15 protein-coding genes and 1 pseudogene are annotated in these 23279 nt (G+C 68.2%); 8 read left to right on the top strand and 8 right to left on the bottom strand.

What is annotated here, in order from left to right; genetic code table 11:
* Positions 1-32: 32 nt before the first annotated feature.
* A pseudogene (locus SB771_RS09260) lies at positions 33-562 on the bottom strand (isochorismatase family protein).
* Positions 563-1321: 759 nt separating this feature from the next.
* Between SB771_RS09260 and SB771_RS09255 the strand changes: the two are divergent.
* Positions 1322-3463: a hypothetical protein gene (locus SB771_RS09255; protein ID WP_175660614.1), complete on the top strand. Its 2142-nt coding sequence runs from the start codon at positions 1322-1324 to the stop codon at positions 3461-3463.
* A gap of 145 nt (positions 3464-3608) precedes the next feature.
* Here SB771_RS09255 and SB771_RS09250 read toward each other — a convergent pair whose 3' ends face one another.
* From SB771_RS09250 to SB771_RS09230, 5 genes are all read right to left on the bottom strand, one after another.
* On the bottom strand, positions 3609-5009 hold the full coding sequence (locus SB771_RS09250) for a GGDEF domain-containing protein (protein ID WP_175660671.1): 1401 nt from the start codon (positions 5007-5009) through the stop codon (positions 3609-3611).
* Between the two features lie 297 nt (positions 5010-5306).
* The gene (locus tag SB771_RS09245; protein ID WP_011657145.1) at positions 5307-6485 is read right to left on the bottom strand and encodes an acetyl-CoA C-acyltransferase; all 1179 of its coding nucleotides are present in this window, start codon (positions 6483-6485) and stop codon (positions 5307-5309) included.
* Between the two features lie 49 nt (positions 6486-6534).
* Positions 6535-7167: a bifunctional nicotinamidase/pyrazinamidase gene (pncA, locus tag SB771_RS09240; protein ID WP_006753411.1), complete on the bottom strand. Its 633-nt coding sequence runs from the start codon at positions 7165-7167 to the stop codon at positions 6535-6537.
* Positions 7168-7212: 45 nt separating this feature from the next.
* Positions 7213-9297, bottom strand: a complete 2085-nt coding sequence (locus tag SB771_RS09235) for a 3-hydroxyacyl-CoA dehydrogenase NAD-binding domain-containing protein (protein WP_175660613.1) — start codon at positions 9295-9297, stop codon at positions 7213-7215.
* A 194-nt stretch (positions 9298-9491) separates the two neighbouring features.
* Positions 9492-11135, bottom strand: a complete 1644-nt coding sequence (locus SB771_RS09230) for a 3-(methylthio)propionyl-CoA ligase (protein ID WP_175705339.1) — start codon at positions 11133-11135, stop codon at positions 9492-9494.
* A gap of 163 nt (positions 11136-11298) precedes the next feature.
* Here SB771_RS09230 and SB771_RS09225 point away from each other — a divergent pair, with 163 nt between their 5' ends.
* The 5 genes from SB771_RS09225 (at position 11299) to SB771_RS09205 (ending at position 15103) form a co-directional block, all read left to right on the top strand.
* Positions 11299-12867 (top strand): protein adenylyltransferase SelO, encoded by a 1569-nt coding sequence (locus SB771_RS09225; RefSeq protein ID WP_175660611.1) that lies wholly within the window; start codon positions 11299-11301, stop codon positions 12865-12867.
* Between the two features lie 38 nt (positions 12868-12905).
* Positions 12906-13337, top strand: a complete 432-nt coding sequence (msrB, locus tag SB771_RS09220; protein ID WP_165751568.1) for a peptide-methionine (R)-S-oxide reductase MsrB — start codon at positions 12906-12908, stop codon at positions 13335-13337.
* Between the two features lie 124 nt (positions 13338-13461).
* A complete protein-coding gene (locus SB771_RS09215; RefSeq protein WP_105834071.1) occupies positions 13462-13992 on the top strand; it encodes a septation protein A in 531 nt (176 codons plus the stop codon).
* Between the two features lies 1 nt (position 13993).
* Positions 13994-14302 carry a BolA family protein gene (locus tag SB771_RS09210; RefSeq protein WP_175660610.1) on the top strand — a complete coding sequence of 103 codons (309 nt, stop codon included), beginning with the start codon at positions 13994-13996 and terminating at the stop codon, positions 14300-14302.
* 18 nt (positions 14303-14320) lie between these two features.
* Complete coding sequence (locus SB771_RS09205; protein WP_126228038.1) at positions 14321-15103, top strand: peptidylprolyl isomerase; 783 nt, start codon at positions 14321-14323, stop codon at positions 15101-15103.
* 234 nt (positions 15104-15337) lie between these two features.
* On the opposite strand, the gene SB771_RS09200 is transcribed toward SB771_RS09205, so the two are convergent.
* Together SB771_RS09200 and purL are read right to left on the bottom strand one after the other, a co-directional pair.
* Complete coding sequence (locus tag SB771_RS09200; protein WP_175660609.1) at positions 15338-15880, bottom strand: GNAT family N-acetyltransferase; 543 nt, start codon at positions 15878-15880, stop codon at positions 15338-15340.
* Positions 15880-19944: a phosphoribosylformylglycinamidine synthase gene (purL, locus tag SB771_RS09195; protein WP_175660608.1), complete on the bottom strand. Its 4065-nt coding sequence runs from the start codon at positions 19942-19944 to the stop codon at positions 15880-15882. Before purL ends, SB771_RS09200 begins: the two co-directional genes overlap by 1 nt.
* Before the next feature lie 351 nt (positions 19945-20295).
* Between purL and SB771_RS09190 the strand changes: the two genes are divergently transcribed.
* Together SB771_RS09190 and SB771_RS09185 are read left to right on the top strand one after the other, a co-directional pair.
* A complete protein-coding gene (locus tag SB771_RS09190; protein ID WP_175660607.1) occupies positions 20296-21600 on the top strand; it encodes an FAD-dependent oxidoreductase in 1305 nt (434 codons plus the stop codon).
* A 53-nt stretch (positions 21601-21653) separates the two neighbouring features.
* Positions 21654-23198, top strand: coding sequence for an NAD(P)H-hydrate dehydratase (locus SB771_RS09185; protein WP_175660606.1), 1545 nt, complete (start codon positions 21654-21656; stop codon positions 23196-23198).
* The last annotated feature ends 81 nt before the right edge of the window (positions 23199-23279 follow it).

The raw sequence follows: 23279 nt of genomic DNA, 5'->3' as shown, positions 1-23279 counted from the left end.
TCCGCGCTACAGATGCTCAGTTTCGTTGCGCTTCACTTGATCAATTGCAGCACGTCGCGAAAGCGCGGATGCCGACTGGATCCGAGCCATTCGAACGCGATCATCTCGACGGTCGCAATCTCCACGCCGTTCGCCCCGAGCCTGCCGATCGCCGCTTCTCGATCGACCGTTTTGCGGGAACCCACCGCGTCGCTGACCACCGTGACTTTCCGCCCGCTACGCAACAAGCCGAAGGCCGTTTGCAACACGCAGACGTGTGCCTCGCAACCGGCAACGATGACGCTGTTGCGTTCGGCCGGAAGCGCATCGGCCAGACCATCCGCGCACGCGTCGAAATGGTCCTTGGTCAGATGTCTGAGCATAACCCTTTGATCTCCGACACGCTCTCGCCGAGCCGGAGCGGGCTTTGCTCGGTCCCGATGACCGGCACCTCGAATATCCGGGCAATCCGGCCGAGTTTGACGGCCTGCGCCGCGACAGACGCACCGTCGTGGATCGCCGGCATCAGCCGTGTCTGAAAATCGACCAATAAGAGCACTGAATCGTCGGGTACGTGCAGCACCGCGCATTCTCCAAAATGATGCAAAGGCAACCTCCTCCGTCGCCGACCAGATGCAACGCCCCGCTCAGCGAAGGGCCGAAATCGACAGCGAAGGAAGCCTCCAAGCCTACCAAATTTATCGATAACAACGGATGATCTCGAGCGCTGCGGTCCGCGCAGAACTCGGAAGCGGCATAGCGCGACCGCACTCGGCCCCATGCCGGGAACACCGATTGCTAAAGCGCCGGCCGCGCCGAATTCGCACAATCCGACGCCGTCGGTTCAACACCCGTCAAGCACCGGCAAATGACCTATACCGGCATCCATTGCCGATCGATTTTCGCCGAATTTCAAATTCGATTATCTCAAATTCATCCCGATTCGAACATTTTACCGACCTATCTGGCAATAATTGCATCCAGCTTTGAAGCGATCAGCCAAGAGTATTCAAAATCATTATTGACTCCATCTTTATTCGAACTTTAGAATCCCCTACGACAGCTTACGCTTCATCCCCCTGCAGCACGCGCGGCGCTTCCAGCGCCATGCGGGGATGCCTGCGGAAGAAGTCATTCATGCCTCACAGGGGTGAAGCCTCTTTTCGTTTTTTCAATTCGGGCATTTAACCGCCTGCCGGTTATTCCGTCCAATTCACCCGCATCACGCCCGGATTAAATCACGCATTCATCCAAATGCCGTCGCACCGAACGAAGCAGGCCAATCGCCCGCTGCTTCAATCATCCTCATAAAAAAATCACCATTCACCAGGAGGGACATCACATGCATCGTTTCGCGAAATCGCTGTGTATGGGATTCGTCTGCGCCGGCCTGCTCGCGGCCTGCAACGACGACGACATCAAGCCGGCCAATCCGCCGTCGAACCAGGCCGCCCTGTCGTTCCGCATGGACGCCGGCGGACAGATCAATGCGTTCTACCGGCAGGACCAGGTCGCCGCGCATCTGCTGGTGCGTTCGTCGACGAAACCGCGCCTGCTCGTGGTATTTCCGGCCGGCAACAGCGGCACCGGGCTGTGGTTCGACGATACGGCGCAGCCGGTGAACTGGAGCCTCGACACGCCGCCCGCCGCGCTGTCGGCGCCCGACTCGCACGGTCGTCCGCTGCACGGCATCGGTGCCGACGTGTCGGTCGACACCGATACGCTGACGGTCCGCCAAGGCCTGCTCAGCAACGTGCGCTTCCTGCGCGACTTCAACGGCGGCGCGACGATTCCGCCGGAGATCGTCACCGCCCCGACGATCCAGGGCAGCGCCGCGCAATGGCAACGCGACAGGATCGACGGCGCCCCCGGCTACGCGCTGCGCATCACGCTGCGCGACGGCGGCAGCATCGCGCCGGCCGCAGGCGGCAAGCTCGTGCTGCGCGCGGCGCCCGGCTCCCGCACGCTGAAACTGCACGTCGACGCGCTGTCTGGCGAGACGCCGTTGTCGCCGATCACGCGCGCCGACCTGCTCGCGCCGTCCGTGAACCCCGACCCGGTCAGCCAGAACGTGCTCGAATTCCTGAGCTTCCACGACAAGCTGCTGGCCGGCTCGTGGCAGTACGACACCTACTTCGGCCGCGACACGCTGATCTCGGTGCGCATGCTGATGCCGGTGCTGGCGCCGGCGGCGATCGAGGCCGGCCTGACGTCGGTGCTGAGCCGCCTGTCGAACGACGGCAAGGTCGCGCACGAGGAAGGCATCGGCGAATTCGCACTGGTCGACAATGCGAAGAAAGGCCGGCCGAACGATGCGACGCCGGCCTACGACTACAAGATGATCGACAGCGACTACCTGCTCGCGCCGATCGCGGCGGCCTGGCTGATCGACGACACGCGCGGCCAGGCGCGCGCGGCCGCCTATCTCGCGCAACGCGGCAGCGACGGCCGGACCAACGGCAGCCGGCTGGTCGTCAACCTGCTGCACGTCGCGGCAACCGCGCAGCCATTCGCGCAGCAGCCGTCGGTCGCGAACCTGATCCGCCTGCGGCCCGGCGAGATCGTCGGCAACTGGCGCGACAGCACGGACGGTCTCGGCGGCGGCGTCTACCCGTACGACGTGAATGCGGTGCTCGTGCCGGCCGCGCTGCGCGCGGCGAACGCGTTCCTCGCGCGCGGCCTGCTCGATCCGTACCTCGACGCCGGCCAACGCGCGGCGCTCGCGAACACGGCGACCGAAGCGGCCACATGGGAGCAGCAGGCGCCGCCGCTGTTCCAGGTGAGCGTGCCGGCCGCGCAGGCGGCGACCGACGTGTCGACCTATGCGCCGTCCGCCGGCGTGCCGGCCGGCACCGCGCCGAGCGCGCCGCTGTCGTTCTACGCGCTGTCGCTCGACCAGCAAGGCGCCCCGATCCCGGTCATGAATTCCGACGGCGGATTCGCGCTGCTGTTCGGCACGCCGCCGGACGATGAACTGCGGCGCATCGTCGCCGACGTCACGCGGCGCTTCCCGACCGGGCTCGTCACCGATGTCGGGATGCTGATCGCGAACCCCGCGTATGCGAGCCAGGCGCTGTGGCCGAAGTTCACGAGTTCCGCGTATCACGGCACGGTCATCTGGTCGTGGCAGCAGGCGATGTGGGTCGCCGGCCTCGATCGCCAGCTCGCGCGCCAGGACCTGTCGGACACGACGCGCACGCTGCTGACGCAGGCACGGCAGACGATCTGGCAGGTGATCTCGAACGGACGCGACATGCGCACGTCGGAGATGTGGACCTGGTCGTACGTCAACGGCCAGTATCGGCCAGACGCATTCGGCACGCGCAGCGCGGACGCGACCGAGGCCAACGCGGCGCAGCTGTGGAGCACGACGTATCTCGCGATCCGCGATCCGCAACTGCGCACGGGCAAGTACTGGTGGCAGGCATCGCAGCGGATTCAGGACGCGCAGCCGGCGAACACGGCGGCGATTGCGTCGCGATAGTCGGGCTGCCGGTGAAACGAAAGCCCCGCGCGCGTATTCGCGGGCGGGGCTTCGTTCGGGTTGCATGCAAAACGGCGGTACGTGGCATCGCGCCACTGCCGCGCATCAACGCGCACCATGTCGCCGGATGCGCGGCGGTCGCTCGTCAGTGCGCGACCACGCGATTGCGCCCGTCGCGCTTCGCCTGGTACAGCCGTTCGTCGACCGCGCGCAGCAACGCGTCGACCGTACTCCCGTCGACACCGTACTGCGCGACGCCGACGCTGACCGTCACCTGCACGCGCTTGAAATCCAGCCCGAACGGCGAACTCGCGATCGACGAACGCACGCGCTCGGCCGTCATGCGGGCGCCCTCGAGCGGCATCTCGGGCAACAGCGCCATGAACTCCTCGCCGCCGACCCGCGCGAGCGCACCCGCCGGACGAATCGCCTCGAGACACTGGCGCACGACGCCGCGCAACACCTCGTCGCCGATCTGGTGCCCGTACGCGTCATTGATGTTCTTGAAGTTGTCGAGATCGAGCGCCAGCAGGCAAAACGGCGTGCCGTCGCGTTCCGCACGCATGATCTCGCGCTCGACCTGCCCGATGAACTGGCGGCGGTTCGACGCACCCGTCATCGGATCGGTCGCGGCCATGTACTCGAGCTTCTGGTTCGTGCGCCGCAACTCCTGCAGCGCGCTATCGGTGCGCGCCATCGATTCCGACAGCCGGCTCATCAGGTCTTCCTGGCGGTAGATCGCCGAGAACGAGCGCGTCGTCTGCAGCGCCTGCACGACGCCATAGCTGAGCAGGAAGAACCCGCCCGCGAAGATCGCATGCGCGAGCCACCACATGTGATTCCATGGCTTGCCGAGGATGAACGCGACCGAAGATAGCGCGAACGCCATGATCGACATCCCGTAGATCACCATCAGCGGCGACCGGATCCGCCTGGCGAGCAGCACGCCGACGTTCAGCAGCGAAAACACCAGCGCGCCGCCTTCCATCGACAGCCGCGTGCCCAGCGCGCCGGCGACCGGCGAATACGCGATATAGGCGACCGCGACATTGATGATCAGGAAGAACGCGATCCACGGCAGCCAGGTAAGCGCGCGCGTGCGCTTCTCCGGCCGGTCGGGCGGATTCGAATACGACAGCATGCCCGTCAGCAGCAGGATCGACATCACGAGCCGCGACGCGGGCCCGTACAGCAGGAACAGCCAGATATTGTGGTGCGCCATCCCGGTGAACGCCCCGTGCAGCGCGTAGATCATCGCGAAGCCGAGAAAGCCGAGTGTCAGCCAGCGCAGCAGCGGCTCGCCGGACGACCGGTAGCACACCCACGTCACGTAGGTGACGAAGGCGCCTTCGAGCGTGGCGGCCGCGATCGCGATTTCATGGAATGCGTGGCTCTCGAACACGACGTGGGGGTCGCCGAAAAACCACAAATAGGCAATCAGATAGGCCGGCAAGAGCGCGAATCCGACCAGCAGGCATTTAGCGTAGAGCCTCGCGGCCGCGCTGACGACACGCGGCGGTTCCCCGGATGCATAGGTCGTGCTCAATTTGAACCCCGTTTCGGTCTGCTGCGTGGTTCGAACGTCCACGGTGCCGGAAACGCGTGCTGCATCGTCTTCGCCGGCTACCGGAAACGCGTCGCGAGCGTCGGTGCAACGCACGCGCTGGCCCATCCCGCCGAAAGGCAAATGTCAGAGCAAGTATAGATGCGTCAATTCGTTTGACAAGTAAGGGGAAACGGCAGCATCGAATGAATGCGCTTTGCTTCCGGTTCCTTTCGAATGGCCTGCGAAGGCCGGCGCTCGCGGCTTCCACTCGAGAAGCCGCGAGTCGGTCAGTCGAAATCAAACGATTTCGAACAGCCCGGCCGCCCCCTGCCCGCCGCCGATGCACATCGTGACGACCACATATTTCACGCCGCGCCGCTTGCCTTCGATCAGCGCATGACCGGTCAGGCGCGCACCCGACACACCGTACGGATGGCCGACCGCGATCGCGCCACCGTTCACGTTCAGGCGGTCCTCAGGAATCCCGAGCGTGTCGCGACAGTACAACACTTGCACCGCGAACGCTTCGTTCAGTTCCCACAGGCCGATGTCGTCGACCTTCAGCCCGGCCTGCTTCAGCAGCTTCGGCACCGCGAACACCGGGCCGATGCCCATCTCGTCCGGCTCGCAACCGGCCACCGCGAAACCGCGGAACACGCCGAGCGGACGCAGCCCTTCGCGCTGCGCGACATCCGCGTTCATCACCACGCACGCCGACGCGCCGTCCGAGAACTGGCTCGCATTGCCCGCGGTGATCACGCCGCCCGGCACGGCCGAACGGATCTTCGACACGCCTTCGAGCGTCGTGTCGGGCCGGATGCCTTCGTCGGCCGACACCGTCACGTCCTGCGTGAACAGCCGGCCCGTCGCCTTGTCCGCAATGCCCGCGCGTACGGTGATCGGCACGATCTCGTCGTTGAAGCGCCCGGCTTCCTGCGCGGCTGCGGCCCGCAGTTGCGACTGCACGCCGTACGCGTCCTGCCGCTCCTTCGAAATCCCGTAGCGCTTCGCGACGTTCTCCGCCGTCTGCAGCATGTTCCAGTAGATCTCCGGCTTGTGCTCGACGAGCCAGCCTTCCTGGACCATGTGCCGGTTCATCTCGTTCTGCACGCACGAGATCGATTCGACGCCGCCTGCGATGTACACGTCGCCCTCGCCCGCGATGATCCGCTGCGCGGCGAGCGCGATCGTCTGCAGACCGGACGAGCAGAAACGGTTCACCGTCATCCCCGGCACGCTCACCGGCAGCCCGGCGCGCAGCGCGATCTGCCGCGCGATGTTGGCGCCGGTCGCGCCTTCGGGGTTCGCGCAACCCATGATCACGTCCTCGATGCGCGCGGGGTCGAGCTTCGCGCGTTCGAGCGCGGCGGCGACGACGTGGCCGCCGAGCGTCGCGCCGTGCGTCATGTTGAATGCGCCGCGCCACGATTTCGCGAGCGGCGTGCGTGCGGTCGATACGATTACGGCTTCGGTCATGCGAGTCTCCTTCGGTCCTGCTTCATGTACTGAATCGGATGGGAATGCGCTACGCCGTCGGGCGTGCGCCCGCGGACGTCACATGTGCGACGCCCGCCGCCTGCATCTGTTGCCATGCGTGCGCGAGCGACCCGTTCAGGTCGATCGCGCGGCACGCATCGTTGATCACCGCGGCCTCGAAGCCCGCCGCGCGCGCATCGAGCGCGGACCATGCGACGCAATAGTCGGTCGCGAGCCCGCAACACCACACGCGCTTCGCGCCGAGCTCGCGCAGGTAGCCGGCGAGCCCCGTGCGCGTCGTGCGGTCGGCTTCGACGAACGCGGAATAGCTGTCGAGCTGGGCGTCGCCGCCCTTGCGGATCACGAGCCTGGCGTGCGGGATGTCGAGATCGCGATGCAGCGCCGCGCCTTCGGTATCCTGCACGCAGTGCACGGGCCACAGCACCTGCTCGCCGTACGGCAGCGCGAGCGTCGAGAACGGCTCGTGCCCCGGGTGGTTCGCGGCGAACGACACGTGTTCGCGCGGGTGCCAGTCCTGCGTCAGCACGACCTGGTCGAAGCGTCGCGCGAGCGCGTTGATCACCGGCACGACCGCGTCGCCGTCCGGCACCGCGAGTGCGCCGCCCGGCATGAAGTCGTACTGCACGTCGATCACGAGCAATACGTCGTCGGTGCGTTTCATTGCGTTTCTCCTTGCGGGCTTCGCCGTGCCGTCACGCGGGGCCCGTCAGTCGTTGAATCCGCGTCCGGCCGCCGCCCGCTCGACGATCGACGGCGCGAGCTGCCACGCGTCGCCGTTCGGCGCGGCCGCGTAGCGGCGGATCGCCCGCTCGACGTTGTAGAGGCCTACCATGTCCGCGTACAGCATCGGGCCGCCGCGCCAGAGCGGGAAGCCGTAGCCGGTCAGGTAGACCATGTCGATGTCGGACGCCTTCGACGCGATCTTCTCTTCGAGAATCTTCGCGCCTTCGTTGACGAGCGCGAACACGAGCCGCTCGACGATCTCGTCATCGCCGATCTTGCGCCGCTCGACGCCGCGCTCCTTCGAATACGCGACGACCATCTCGTCGACGAGCGCCGACGGCTTCGCCTTGCGATCGCCCGGCACGTAGTCGTACCAGCCGCCGCCCGTCTTCTGGCCGAAGCGGCCCAGTTCGCACAGGCGGTCGGCGATCTTCGAATACTGCAGATCGGGCTTCTCGACGTAGCGGCGCTTGCGGATCGCCCAGCCGATGTCGTTGCCGGCGAGATCGCTCATCCGGAACGGGCCCATCGCGAAACCGAACTTCTCGATCGCACGATCGACCTGAGCGGGCAGCGCGCCTTCCTCGAGCATGAAGAGCGCCTGGCGGATGTACTGCTCGATCATCCGGTTGCCGATGAAGCCGTCGCACACGCCCGACACGACCGCCGTCTTGCGGATCTTCTTGGCGACCGCCATCACGGTCGCGAGCACGTCCTTCGCGGTCTGCGCGCCGCGCACGACCTCGAGCAGCTTCATCACGTTCGCGGGGCTGAAGAAGTGCATGCCGACCACGTCCTGCGGACGCTTCGTGAACGCGGCGATCTTGTCGACGTCGAGCGTCGACGTGTTCGACGCGAGGATCGCGCCCGGCTTCGCCACGGCGTCGATCTGGCCGAACACCTGCTCCTTCACGCCGAGCTCCTCGAACACGGCCTCGACGATCAGGTCCGCGTCCTTCAGGTCGTCGTAGGACAGCGTCGGCGTGATCAGCGCCATGCGCGCGTCGAGCTTCTGCTGCGTGAGCTTGCCCTTCTTCACCTGCGCGTCGTAGTTCTTGCGGATCGTGGCCAGCCCGCGCTCGAGTGCGTCCTGCTTCGTCTCGAGCAGCGTGACGGGCAGGCCCGCGTTGATGAAGTTCATCGCGATCCCGCCGCCCATCGTGCCCGCGCCGATCACGCCGACGCGGCGAATCTCGCGCACCGGCGTATCGGCCGGCACGTCGGGAATCTTGCTCGCCGCGCGCTCGCCGAAGAATGCATGCCGCAGCGCACGGCTCTCCGGCGTCATCATCAGCGCGACGAAGCCCTCGCGCTCGGCCGCGCTGCCCTTGTCGAAACCGTTCAGCACGCCGGCTTCGATCGCGTCGATGCACTTGTGCGGCGCGGGGAAATTCGGCGCGGCGGCCCGCGCCGAATTGCGCGCGAACTGGATGAAACCCGCGGCGTTCTCGTGGACGATCTTGCGATCGCGCACGCGCGGGTGCGGCCCCTTCTGCGCACCGACCTTGCGCGCGAACGCGACGGCCGCGTCGAGCAGGTCGCCGTCGGCCATCGCGTCGAACAGCCCGCTGTTCGCGAGCTGCTCCGACGGCACCGGGGCGCCCGACACGATCATGTTCAGCGCGGTTTCGAGGCCCACCGCACGCGGCAGCCGCTGCGTGCCGCCCGCGCCCGGCAGCAGGCCGAGCTTCACTTCGGGCAGCGCGATCTGCGCACCGGGCGCCGCGACGCGATAGTGCGCGCCGAGCGCGAGCTCCAGCCCGCCGCCCATCACGACGCTGTGCAGCGCCGCGACGACCGGCTTCGCGCTCGCCTCCACCGCGCGAATCACGGTGTGCAGCGTCGGCTCCTGCAGGGCCTTCGGGGTATTGAATTCGGTGATGTCGGCGCCGCCCGAGAACGCGCGGCCGGCGCCCGTCAGCACGATCGCCGTGACCGACGCGTCCTGCAGCGCGCGATCGAGCGCGTCCATGACGCCCTGGCGCGTCGACAGGCCGAGCCCGTTGACGGGCGGATTGTTGAGCGTAATGACGGCCACGCCGTCGCGAGTCGAATAGTCCACTGCCATCTGCCTGCCTCCATGCATCGCGCGCCGGGGTGGCTGCGCTTCATTGTGCGCGGTCGAACGGCCGCATGTCCGGATCGAACGGAGGCAGCATACAACGAAAAAGCACGGTCGTTCAATTTGAATTTTTCCCGATCCGGGGGCCGGATCGGGCGACCGTGTGTCGGACTGCGTGGCGGACCGTGGCCGGCCCTGGCTTACGGCTCGCCCACCGCCGTCGGCAGCACGTAGTCGCGGAACGTCTCGCGCAGCTTCAGCTTCTGCAGCTTGCCGGTGGCGGTGTGCGGCAGCGATTCGACGAACACGACGTCGTCAGGCACCCACCACTTCGCGACCTTGCCCTCGTAGAACGCGAGCAGCGCGTCGCGGGTGAGGTTCGCCCCCTCGCGCGGCACCACGACGAGCAGCGGACGCTCTGTCCATTTCGGGTGCGCACAGGCGATGCAGGCGGCTTCGGCCACGCCTGGGTGCGCGATCGCGACGTTCTCGATGTCGATCGAGCTGATCCACTCGCCGCCGGACTTGATCACGTCCTTGCTGCGGTCGGTGATCTGCAGGAAGCCGTCCGGGTCGATCGTCGCGACGTCGCCGGTGGGGAACCAGCCGTCCGACAGCGGCGACGTGTCGCTCCGGAAGTAGTGATCGATCACCCAGGGCCCGCGCACCTGCAGTTCGCCGAACGCGACGCCATCCCACGGCAGTTCGTGGCCGTCGTCGCCGACGATCCGCATGTCGACGCCGCAGATCACGCGCCCCTGCTTCTCCAGCAACCGGCGCTGCGTGTCGAGCGGCCGCTGCGACTGCGCCCAGTTCAGCTTCGCGAGCGTGCCGAGCGGCGACAGCTCGGTCATCCCCCACGCGTGGATCACGCGCACGCCGTATTCGTCCTCGAACGTGCGCAGCATCGCGGGCGGGCACGCGGAGCCGCCGATCACCGTGCGGTTGAGCGTCGAGAAGCGCACGCCGGCCTCGCGCATGTAGTTCAGCAGCCCGAGCCACACGGTCGGCACGCCCGCGGAAAACGTCACGCGTTCGGCCTCCATCAGTTCGTACAGCGACTTGCCGTCGAGGTCCTTGCCGGGCAGCACGAGCTTGCCGCCCGTGAGCGGCACCGCGTACGGCAGCCCCCACGCGTTCACATGGAACATCGGCACGACGGGCAGCACGGCGTCCAGCGCCGACAGGTTCATCGCGTCGGGCAGTGCGGCGCCGTATGCGTGCAGCACGGTCGAGCGATGCGAATACAGCACGCCCTTCGGATTGCCGGTCGTACCCGACGTGTAGCACAGGCCCGACGCCTGCAGCTCGTCGAGGCGCGGCCAGTCATAGCGGCCGTCTTCGGCGTCGACGAGCGTTTCGTAGCACAGGTACGGCAGCGCGCCGGACGGCACGTGCGCGGCGTCGGTCATCGCGATCCAGCCCTTCACGTGCGGGCACTGCGGCGCGAGCGCATCGACGAGCGGCGCGAAATTGATGTCGAAGAAAACGTAGCGGTCTTCCGCGTGATTGATGATGTAGGCGATCTGCTCCGGAAAGAGGCGCGGGTTGATCGTGTGGCACACGGCGCCCATTCCGCCGATCCCGTAATACGCCTCCAGGTGCCGGTAGCCGTTCCAGGCCAGCGTGCCGACGCGATCGCCCGATTCCACGCCGAGCCGTGCGAGCGCCTGCGCGAGGCGCTTCGCGCGTTGCTCGCAGTCGCGGTACGTGTAGCGATGCAGGTCGCCTTCCACGCGCTTCGACACGATCTCCGTGTCGCCCGCATAACGCGCGGCATGCGCGATCAGCGACGACACCAGCAACGGCATGTCCATCATCTGGCCCAGCAACGGCTTACCCATCGTCTTGTTCTCCCGGAAGGACGCGAATCGGTGACCAGCCTTGAAGCGGTGCGCCGGCTTGCGGCCCGTCCACGGCCGGACGGGCCTCGCGCAACGCACGCGGGCCGCCATGCGGGCGGCGCGGCGCCGCCTTACAATATCGGCTTACCCAGAGGCGCTCAACATGTCGTTTTCCCGAAGCGCAGCCGATGCGGCTGACACTCTCCCCGACCTCGCCGCCACGCTCGGCGCGCCGGCCCTTGACGCGTTCGTCACGCTCGGCGACGCGTTTCATACGCGGCTGCCGGCCGCGCCGCTGCCCGCGCCGTACGTCGTCGGCTGTTCCGACGAAGTCGCGCAGCTGCTCGGCCTGCCGGCATCGTTCGCCACCCAGCCCGGCTTCGCCGAGCTGTTCGCCGGCAACCCGACGCGCGACTGGCCCGCGCACGCGCTGCCGTACGCGTCGGTGTATTCCGGCCACCAGTTCGGCGTGTGGGCCGGCCAGCTCGGCGACGGCCGCGCGCTGACGATCGGCGAACTCCCCGGCACCGACGGCCGACGCTACGAGCTGCAGATCAAGGGCGGCGGCCGCACACCGTATTCGCGAATGGGCGACGGCCGCGCGGTGCTGCGTTCGTCGATCCGCGAATTCCTGTGTTCCGAAGCGATGCATCACCTCGGCATCCCGACCACGCGCGCGCTCACGGTGATCGGCTCCGACCAGCCGGTGGTGCGCGAGGAGATCGAGACGTCGGCCGTCGTCACGCGCGTGTCGGAGAGCTTCGTGCGCTTCGGCCACTTCGAGCACTTCTTCTCGAACGATCGCCCGGACCTGTTGCGCCAGCTCGCCGATCACGTGATCGACCGCTTCTATCCGGCGTGCCGCGACGCCGACGATCCGTACCTCGCGCTGCTCGAAGCCGCGACGCTGCGCACGGCCGACCTCGTCGCGCAATGGCAGGCCGTCGGCTTCTGCCACGGCGTGATGAACACCGACAACATGTCGATCCTCGGCCTGACGATCGACTACGGCCCGTTCGGCTTCGTCGACGCGTTCGACGCGAATCACATCTGCAACCACTCCGACACGAGCGGCCGCTACGCATACCGGATGCAGCCGCGCATCGCGCACTGGAACTGCTACTGCCTCGCGCAGGCGCTGCTGCCGCTGATCGGGCTGCAGCACGGCATCGCCGACGACGATGCGCGCGCCGAGCGCGCGGTCGAGGACGCGCAGGCCGTGCTCGCGAAGTTTCCGGAACGCTTCGGCCCCGCGCTCGAACGCGCGATGCGTGCGAAGCTCGGCCTCGAGATCGAACGCGAAAACGACGCCGAGCTCGCGAACAAGCTGCTCGAAACGATGCACGCGAGCCATGCGGACTTCACGCTGACGTTCCGCCGCCTCGCGCAGCTGTCGAAGCACGACGCGAGCCGCGATGCGCCGGTGCGCGACCTGTTCATCGATCGCGACGCGTTCGACGCGTGGGCGAACCTCTACCGCGCGCGGCTGTCCGAGGAGACGCGCGACGACGCGGCCCGTGCGGCCGCGATGAACCGCGTGAACCCGAAATACGTGCTGCGCAACCATCTGGCCGAAGTCGCGATCCGGCGCGCGAAGGAAAAGGACTTTTCCGAAGTCGAGCGACTCGCGCAGGTGCTGCGCCGGCCGTTCGACGAACAACCGGAACATGAAGCGTATGCGGCATTGCCGCCCGACTGGGCCGGGTCGCTCGAAGTGAGCTGTTCGTCGTGACCCGCACGACCCGACCGACCGATCAGGAGAACTCCCACATGTCACACGATTCCGACGATAAAACCTATCCCTACCAGAAGGATGACGCCGAGCTGCGCCGCCGGCTCACGCCGATGCAGTACGAAGTCACGCAGCATGCGGCGACCGAGCGCGCGTTCACCGGCGAATACACCGACACCGAGGACGCCGGCATCTACAAATGCGTCGTCTGCAGCACGCCGCTGTTCGAATCCGGCGCGAAATTCCATTCGGGCTGCGGCTGGCCCAGCTATTTCAAGCCGCTGAACGGCGAGGTGATCGACGAGAAGATCGACCGCACGCACGGGATGGTGCGCGTCGAGGTCCGCTGCAACCATTGCGGCGCGCACCTCGGCCACGTGTTCGAGGACGGCCCGCGCGACAAGACCGGTTTGCGGTACTGCATCAATTCGGCTGCGTTAAACTTCGAGTCCCGACCCGAAAACGAATGAGCGGCGCCGGACGGATCGGTCGGACAGCCTTGCCGGCTGCGCCGATCCCGGACGGTGTCGCCTGGCGGGTCCCCACAACGGTGAAAGGCCGCGCGATGCGGTCTTTCACGCAGCTGCGAGCGCCATGAAATTCCTGTTCGATCTGTTTCCGATCATCCTGTTTTTCGCCGCCTTCAAGGTCTGGGGCATCTTCACCGCCACCGCCGTCGCGATCGTCGCGACGCTGGCCCAGGTCGCGTGGGTCGCCTTCCGCCACCGGAAGGTCGACACGATGCTGTGGGTCAGTCTCGGCGTGATCGTCGTCTTCGGCGGCGCCACCCTCGTCCTGCATGACGAAAAATTCATTCAATGGAAACCGACAGTGCTGTACTGGTTGTTTGCGATCGGGCTGCTCGCCGCACGCTATGCGTTCGGCAACAACCTGATCGAGAAGATGATGGGCAAGCAGCTCACGCTGCCGCATCCCGTGTGGGACAAGCTGAACGTCGCGTGGGCGATGTTCTTCGCGGTGCTCGGCGTCGCGAACCTGTACGTGGTGCACAACTACACCGAATCGCAGTGGGTGAACTTCAAGCTGTTCGGGACGACGGGCGCGATGGTCGTGTTCATCATCCTGCAGAGCCTGTGGCTCACGAAGTACCTGAAGGACGAATGACATGACCGACGCCTTTCTCGACGCCTCGCCCGACGAGCGCATCGCGCTGATCGAAGCGCGCCTGACCGCCTCGCTCGCGCCACTGTCGCTCGCGGTGCGCGACGACAGCGCGCAGCACGCGGGCCACGCCGGCGCAGCCGCCGGCGGCCACTACACGGTCACGATCGTGTCGGCCGCATTCGCGGGCAAGCCACGCGTGGCGCGGCACCGGCTGGTGTATGATGCGCTCGCTGATGCGATGCAGCGCGGCATTCACGCGCTCGCGATCATGGCTTATACGCCCGAAGAATTCAACGAATCTTCAATCTAGTCTCAACAGGAATTCCCGATGATCCTGAAATCCCCCCGCCTGTGGGTCGCGGCGGCTGCTTTTGCAGCGGCACCGGCATTCGCCCAGAACATCGCCGTCGTGAACGGCACGCCGATTCCGAAGTCGCGCGCCGACGCGATGGTCGCGCAGCTCGTCCAGCAAGGTCAGACCGACAGCCCGCAACTGCAGCAGGCCGTGCGCCAGGAACTCGTGAACCGCGAAATCCTGATGCAGGAAGCGATCCGCGAAGGCATCCCGAACCGTCCGGAAGTGAAGGCGCAGGTCGCCGTCGCGCAGCAGACCGTCGTGCTGCGCTCGATGATCGAGAGCTTCCTGAAGAAGAACCAGCCGACCGACGCGGAAGTGAAGGCGCGCTATGACGAGCTCGTGAAGGGCGCCGGCGGCAACCGCGAGTACCACCTGCATCACATCCTCGTCGAAAGCGAGCAACAAGCAAAGGACCTGATCGCGAAGATCAAGGGCGGCGCGAAGTTCGAGGATCTCGCGAAGCAGTACTCGAAGGATCCGGGTTCGGGCAAGAATGGCGGCGACCTCGACTGGTCCGATCCGAAGGCGTACGTGCCGGAATTCGCGGCGGCCGCGCAGAAGCTGCAGAAAGGCCAGATGACCGACACGCCGGTGAAGACGCAGTTCGGCTGGCACATCATCCGTGCCGACGACATCCGCGACGTCGCCCCGCCGCCGTTCGATCAGGTGAAGGCGCAGATCGCGCAGCAGATCGTGCAGCAGAAGCTGCAGGCGTTCGAGGAAGGCCTGCGCCAGCAGGCGAAGATCCAGTAACGTCGGCGACACTCGCCCATCCAAGGCCGCTCCCTGTGAGCGGCCTTTTTTCATGCACGCTTGGCGGCTGCGGCACACGCCGCGCCGGCTGCGGTCGACCCACGCGTTGCGGCCGGGATGCATATGGATACGGCTCGCGGCCCTGCCCGAACGCGCAAAGAAAAAGCCGCTTCTAAGCGGCTTCTTTTCGGAACGGCGGGATCCGGGATCCTGTTCGGACAGCGCGGCGAACCGCTATGCGGGATAGAACGCAGTGTGATAGCGGACCGCACCCGACGGCCGCGGCGCGGCTTCGTCGAACGCCAGCGCGAGGAAATACTCGCGGGGCGCATCCGCGAACACGAGATCGCCTGCCGGCAAGAAACCGAAACGCGCGTAGTACGCGGGGTCGCCGAGCACGACACAGCCGTGCGCACCGAGCCGGCGCAATGCGTCGAGCCCCGTGCGCACGAGCCCCGCACCAATGCTCTGGCGCCGGCATTCGGGCCGCACCGCGAGCGGCCCGAGCCCGTACCATGCGTGGCTGCCGGCCGGCGCGCCGCCGATCGACACTGGCGAGAACGCGACGTGACCGACCACGCGCTCGTCGCGCTCCGCGACGAGCGACACGGCGAGCGCACCATCCGCGCGCAGCGCGTCGACGATCTGCCGCTCGAGCTGCCCATGCTGCGGTTCGTCCGCGAACGCGGCCACGATCACGCGACCGATCGCATCGACGTCGCTGGCGCGTTCATCGCGCAGCGTGACGATCTCGACCGGTGCGTGCGGATCGAACATCAGCCGATCCAGCGGCGCGCGTTACGGAACACGCGCATCCACGGGCTCGCTTCGTCCCAATCTTCCGGATGCCAGCTCATCGTGACCGTGCGGTGCACGCGCTCCATGTGCGGCATCAGCACCGAGAAGCGGCCGTCGGCCGTCGTGACCGACGTGATGCCGGCCGGCGACCCGTTCGGGTTGAACGGATAGCGCTCGGTCGCTTCGCCGCGGTGGTCGATGTAGCGCATCGCGACCGCGACGCGATCGATGTCGCCCTGCTGCGAGAAGTCCGCATAGCCTTCGCCGTGCGCGACCGCCACCGGAATCCGCGAGCCTTCCATCCCCGCAAAGAAGATCGACGGCGACTTCTCGACTTCGACGAACGAGAAGCGCGCCTCGAACTGCTCGGACTTGTTGCGCGTGAACTTCGGCCACGCCTCGGCGCCCGGAATCATCGACGCGAGGCTCGACAGCATCTGGCAACCGTTGCAGATGCCGAGCGCGAACGTGTCGGGGCGCGCGAAGAACGCCGAGAACATGTCGGCGAGGTTCGCGTTGAAGCGGATCGTCTTCGCCCAGCCTTCGCCGGCACCCAGCACGTCGCCGTACGAGAAACCGCCGCACGCCACCGCGCCCGCGAAATCAGCGAGCGTCGCACGGCCCGCGAGCAGGTCGCTCATGTGCACGTCGTGCGCGTCGAAGCCCGCGCGGTCGAACGCGTACGCCGTTTCGAGGTGCGAGTTCACGCCCTGCTCGCGCAGGATCGCGACGCGCGGGCGTGCGCCCGTCGCGATGAACGGCGCGGCGATGTCGTCGGCCGGATCGAACGTCAGCACCGGCGAGATGCCCGGGTCCGCCGCATCGAGCAGCGCGTCGTATTCGGCGTCCGCGCAAGCCGGGTTGTCGCGCAGGCGCGCGATGCGCCAGCTCACTTCGCCCCACGCACGATGGAGTTCGGCGCGCGGCGCGTCGAAGATCTTCTTCGCATCGCGGTACACCTCGATTACGTCGCGGTCGTTGACCGTGCCGATCACGTGCGAGCACGCCGACAGGCCGAACTCGCGCAGCGCGCCGAGCACCGCGTCGCGATCGGCCGTGCGCACCTGCACGACGGCACCGAGTTCTTCCGAGAACAGCGCGCGCAGCGTGCGATCCTCGCGACGGCCGCTCGTCTGCTTCGCCCAGTCCTTCGCGTCGCCGTAGTCGGATTCGTGATTCGGGTCGAGCGTCAGCATGTCGACGTTCAGCGACACGCCCGCGTGACCCGCGAACGCCATTTCGCACACCGTCGCCCACAGGCCGCCGTCCGAGCGGTCGTGGTACGCGAGCAGCTTGTCTTGCGCGTTGAGCGTCTGGATCGCGTTGAAGAAGCGCTTCAGGTCTTCCGGATCGTCGACGTCCGGCGTCGCGTCACCGACCTGCTGCGTGACCTGCGCGAAGATGCTGCCGCCCATCCGGTGCTTGCCGCGGCCGAGATCGATCGCGATCAGCACGCTGTCGCCCGCGTCGGCGATGCGACGCAGTTGCGGCGTCAGGTGGCGGCGCACGTCCTCGACCGGGGCGAACGCGGAGATGATCAGCGACACCGGCGACACCACTTCCTTCGCGACGCCCTGCTCGTCCCACTTGGTCTTCATCGACAGCGAGTCCTTGCCGACGGGAATGCCGATCCCGAGCGCCGGGCACAGCTCCATGCCGATCGCCCGGACCGTATCGAACAGCGCGGCGTCCTCGCCGGCCGTGCCGCACGCCGCCATCCAGTTCGCCGACAGCTTCAGCTTGTCGAGCGACGCGATCGGCGCGCTCGCGATGTTCGTGATCGCCTCGCCGACGGCCATGCGGCCCGATGCCGGCGCGTCGATCACCGCGAGCGGCGTGCGCTCGGCCATCGTCATCGCCTCGCCCTTGAAGCCCGCGTAGTCGAGCGCGGTCACCGCGCAGTCGGCCACCGGCACTTGCCACGGGCCGACCATCTGGTCGCGCACCGACGTGCCGCCGACCGAACGGTCGCCGATCGTGATCAGGAACGACTTGCTGCCGACCGTCGGGTGCTTCAGCACGTCGACCGCGACTTCCGACAGCGCGATGCCCGTCACGTCGACCGGCGCGCGCTCGGTGGCGACGCGCGTGACGTCGCGATGCATGCGCGGCGGCTTGCCGAGCAGCACTTCCATCGGCATGTCGACCGGGTATTCGTCGGCGCCCGATGCTTCGTCGTCGACGAGCTTCAGCTGGCGTTCGTCGGTCGCGACACCGACCACTGCGAACGGGCAGCGCTCGCGTGCGCAGATCGCCTCGAAGCGCGGCAGGTCGGCCGGCGCGATCGCCAGCACGTAGCGCTCCTGCGCCTCGTTCGACCAGATTTCGCGCGGCGACAGGCCCGATTCCTCGAGCGCGACCTTGCGCAGTTCGAAGCGCGCACCCTTGCCCGCGCCGTCGACGATCTCGGGGAACGCGTTCGACAGGCCGCCCGCGCCGACGTCATGGATGCTCAGGATCGGGTTTTCCGCGCCGAGCTGCCAGCAGCCGTTGATCACTTCCTGCGCGCGCCGCTCGATTTCCGGGTTGCCGCGCTGCACCGAGTCGAAGTCGAGTTCGGCCGTGTTCGCGCCGGTCGCCATCGAGCTCGCCGCGCCGCCGCCCATGCCGATCCGCATGCCGGGGCCGCCGATCTGGATCAGCAGGGAGCCTGCCGGCACGTCGTGCTTGTGCGTATGCTGATCCGCGATGTTGCCGAGGCCGCCCGCGATCATGATCGGCTTGTGATAGCCGCGCACCTGACCGTCGACGTTCTGCTCGTACACGCGGAAGTAGCCGCCGAGGTTCGGACGGCCGAATTCGTTGTTGAACGCGGCGCCGCCGAGCGGGCCGTCGATCATGATCTGCAGCGGCGACGCGATGCGGTCCGGACGGCCGTACGGGCCGTGCGCGTCGTTCGGGTTGCGCTCGCCGAGCGGCTGCGCCGCGTCGCGGGCGTTTTCCCACGACTGACGCGCGCCGGGCAGGTCGAGGTTCGACACGGTGAAACCGGTGAGGCCGGCCTTCGGACGCGCACCGCGGCCCGTCGCGCCTTCGTCGCGGATCTCGCCGCCCGCGCCGGTGGCCGCGCCCGGGAACGGCGAGATCGCCGTCGGGTGATTGTGCGTCTCGACCTTCATCAGCGTGTGCGTGAGTTCGGTGTGGCGCCCATAGCGCTCGCCCGGCTCGCCGGCCGCGCCCGCGTTGCGCGGGAACCAGCGCTCGGCTTCGGCGCCGACCATGATCGACGAGTTGTCCGAATACGCGACGATCGTGCCCTGCGGGCTCAGCTTCTCGGTGTTGCGGATCATCGCGAACAGCGACATGTCCTGCGGTTCGCCGTCGATCGTCCACTGCGCGTTGAAGATCTTGTGGCGGCAGTGCTCGCTGTTCGCCTGCGCGAACATCATCAGCTCGACGTCGGTCGGGTTGCGTTCGAGCTTGCGGAACGCGTCGACCAGGTAGTCGATTTCGTCATCGGCGAGCGCGAGGCCCAGCTCGACGTTCGCGCGCTCGAGCGCGGCGCGGCCGACGCCCAGCACGTCGACGGTCGCGAGCGGCTTGGCCGGCAGTTCGTCGAACAGGTGCTTCGCGTCGTCGCGCGCGGCGACCACGCTTTCGGTCATCCGGTCATGCAGCGCGGCCGCGACGGCTGCGCGCGCGTCGTCGGACAGCGCCTTCTTGCCGCCGAGCAGGCCCGACTTCAGCGTGACCGTGAATTCGACGCCGCGCTCGATGCGACGCACCTGCGTGAGGCCGCAGTGCTGCGCGATGTCGGTCGCCTTGCTGGCCCACGGCGAAACCGTGCCGAAGCGCGGCAGCACGACGAAGGTCTCGGTCGCGCCCTTCTCGGCCGCCGGCTCGAACGGCGCGCCGTAGTGCATCAGCGCGTCGATGCGGGCGCTGTCGTCGGCCGACAGCGGCTCGGCCGCATTGACGAAGTGCAGGAACTGGCCGCGCACCGCGACGATGTTGGCGTCGATTTGCCTGAGCGTGTCGAGCAGACGGGTTTGACGGAAATCGGAGAGGGCCGAAGCGCCGGGAAAACACGAGAAGTGAGCCATGGGCTGGACTGACGTCGATGAGTCGCGCGAGGTGGCGACGTGGGGCGAAAGGAAGGCCGTAATTATACCCGGAAGTCGGTCGTCCCAGACCGGCCGATCGGGACCCGTCGCGCACCGCGACGGTGCACCGCAATCCGCCGCGCCCGCCTCGCCGAGCCGCCCGCCCATCCGCCCGCCGGGCCGGCGTGCCCGGCCGCGGCAGCCGGCGGTCGCACGATGGCGGAATCGGATGGGCTCGCGTGGCGCCGGTTCGCGCGCTTTTGGCGCTATCATTCCCGGTTCACCGGGCCGGGGGCCCGTCAGCGAATTCTCACCGGGCGGCGTGCGCGCCGCCCGTCATCGAAGCAATCCATGGATGTCATCGTCATCGGCGGCGGACTCAGCGGCGTCGCCACCGCCTACCAGCTGCGTGCGGCCGGCCATCGCGTCTGCGTGGTCGAGCGCCACGCGACCGTCGCGCAGGGTGCGACCTACGGCGACGGCGGCGCGCTGCTGCCGAGCCCGCTCGACGTCTGGTTCGGCCCCACCTTCATGCACCAGCGCCAGCCGCGCGAAACCGGCATCGTGTACAAGCCGGGCTTGAACGGCGGCGTGCGCCGCTTCGTGAAGCAGCTCGCGGCGCTGCGCGAGCCCGACGCATTCGTCGCGCAGTACGCACGGCTGCGCCCGCTGATCGACGCGTCGCGCGAGTCGCTCGCCGACATCGAGGCGCGCTTCCAGCTCGAATTCGAGCAGAAACCCGGGATCCTGCACGTCGTGCGCGACACGCGCGACTGGGACGCGCTGCAGCCGGCGCTCGACCTGCTGCGCACGCTCGACCAGCCGTACCGGGTGCTCACCGCCGACGAATGCGCGGCACTCGAGCCGTCGGTGCCGGCCGAGCCCGGCTTCGCCGGCGGCGTGCTGCTCGAGGCCGAGCGCACCGGCAACTGCCCGCTGTTCGCGAAGCTGGTCAAGCAGACGCTCGACGAGCACGGCGTGCAGTTTCGCTTCGGCGCGGACGTCGCGGCGATCCGCGTCGACACCGGCCGCGCCGCGGTCGAGCTCGCGCCGCCGGCCGGCGGCCGGCACGCGACGAAGGCGCACGAGGTCGACGTGATTTCGGCCGACGCGATCGTGGTCGCCGCCGGCGCCGGCAGCCTGCCGCTGCTGGAGCGGCTCGGCTGGCGGCTGCCGCTGCATCCGGTGCGCGCCCATACGCTGACCGCGCCGGTCGCGTACGAAGAACATGCGCCGCACCTGAGCGTCGTCGATTCGATCAAGCGGATCTCGATCACGCGCACCCACCAGCGGTTGCGGGTCGGCGGCGGCGGCGTGCTGCAGAGCGTCGCCGACACCGCGAAGCCGCTTCCCGAGCCGTTGTCCGAGGCCGCGCTCGCGCTGCTCGGCCAGGCCGTCCACGACTGGGTGCCTGGGGCAGCAAAGATTTCCGCCGCGCTGTCGTGGCAAGGCACGCAGTTGCTGTCGCCGGACGGCCTGCCGGTCGTCGGTCCGACCCCGCATCCGCGCGTGTTCGTCAATTTCGGCCACGGCCCGGCCGGCTGGGGGCTCGCGTGCGGGTCTGCTAAAGTGGTGACCGACTGCGTGGGCGGCGCAGCGCAGCAGTGGCCGGCCGACACGCTCGCCGCGCTGAGCGCCGCGCGCTTCACGACCTGACCGCCGCGGGCTCGCCCCCGGGGCGGCTTCCTCTTCGCCGCCATGACTCCGCGATGACGAATACCCGCCCGCTTCCCGACTCCGCCCCGCTCGCGCTGCTGCGCGTCGCCGACCTGCGCGCGGCCGAGGCCGCCGCAACCGCCGAACTGCCGCCGCACACGCTGATGGGCCGCGCGGGCGCGGCCGCCGCGCGCTGGCTGTCCGAGCGGGTCGCCGGCGACGAACGCCCGGTCTGGTTCGCGGTCGGCCCCGGCAACAACGGTGGCGACGCGCTGGTGGCCGCCGCGCAGCTGCAGCAGCTTGGCGTCGCCACGCAGGCGTGGATGCCGGTGGCGGTCAAGCCGGACGATGCGCAATGGGCGCTCGGCCTCGCGCGCGCGGCCGGCGTGCCGCTGTCGACCGAACCACCCGCATCGCTGGACGATTACGCGTGGGTCGTCGACGGACTGTTCGGCATCGGCCTCGGCCGCGCGCTCGACGGCCCGTTCGCCGCCCAGGCCGCGCGCATCGCCGCGCACACACGAAACGGCGGCCGCGTGCTCGCGCTCGACGTGCCGAGCGGACTGGACAGCGACACGGGCCGGATCGTCGGCGCGGGCGTCGCCGTCGCCGCCACACATACGCTCACCTTCATCGGCGCGAAGCCAGGCCTTTACACGGGCGACGGCCGCGATCTCGCCGGCGAGATTCACATCGCGTCGCTCGACGTCGCCCCGCCCGCCGCGCCGGCCGTCGTGCTGAATGCGCCGGCCCGGTTCGCCGCCGCGCTGCCCGCCCGCGCGTTCGCATCGCACAAGGGCACGTTCGGCAGCCTGGCGGTGCTCGGCGGCGACACCGGCATGTGCGGCGCGCCGATCCTCGCCGCGCGCGCCGCGCTGTTCGCGGGGGCCGGCAAGGTGCATGTCGGCTTCCTCGGCGCCGGCGCGCCGCCGTACGACCCGCCGTTTCCGGAACTGATGCTGCATCCGGCGGACGGCCTCGATCTCGATGCGATGTCCGCGATCGCGGCAGGCTGCGGCCTCGGCACGCGCGAGGCCGCGGCTACCCTCGTGCGTGACGTGCTCGCGCACGACGCCGTGACGCTGCTCGACGCCGACGCGCTGAACCTCATCGCGACCCACGCCGAGCTCGCGACCGCCGTTGCCGCCCGCGGCGCGCGCGGCCTCGCGTGCGTGCTGACGCCGCATCCGCTCGAGGCCGCGCGGCTGCTCGGCAGCGATACCGCGACGGTGCAGCACGATCGGCTGGCCGCGGCCCAGGCGCTGGCCGCGCGCTACGCGAGCATCGTCGTGCTGAAGGGCTCGGGCACGGTGATTGCCGCGCCCGACGGCCGCCTGACGATCAACCCGACCGGCAATGCCGCGCTCGCGACCGGCGGCACCGGCGACGTGCTCGGCGGCCTGATCGGCGCGCTGCTCGCGCAGCGCGTCGCGCCGTACGAAGCCGCGCTCGCGGGCGTGTATCTGCACGGCCTCGCGGCCGACACGCTGACCGCGAACGGCAACGGCCCGGCCGGCCTCGTCGCGGGCGAACTCGCGCCGATGGTGCGCACGCTGATCAATCGCCTTTTTTACCCGTCGCCGCGCGCCGACATATAACGCCGCTATACTGAGTGCCCCGCCGCACGGCGGGCCCTCTCGTCCGCCGGCCTTCCGATCCCGATGAGCCGGCGCGGCATT

The organism is Burkholderia sp. SIMBA_051, from assembly GCF_046534915.1.
Lineage (GTDB): Bacteria > Pseudomonadota > Gammaproteobacteria > Burkholderiales > Burkholderiaceae > Burkholderia > Burkholderia ambifaria.
This window is presented reverse-complemented; position numbering and strand designations above follow the sequence as displayed.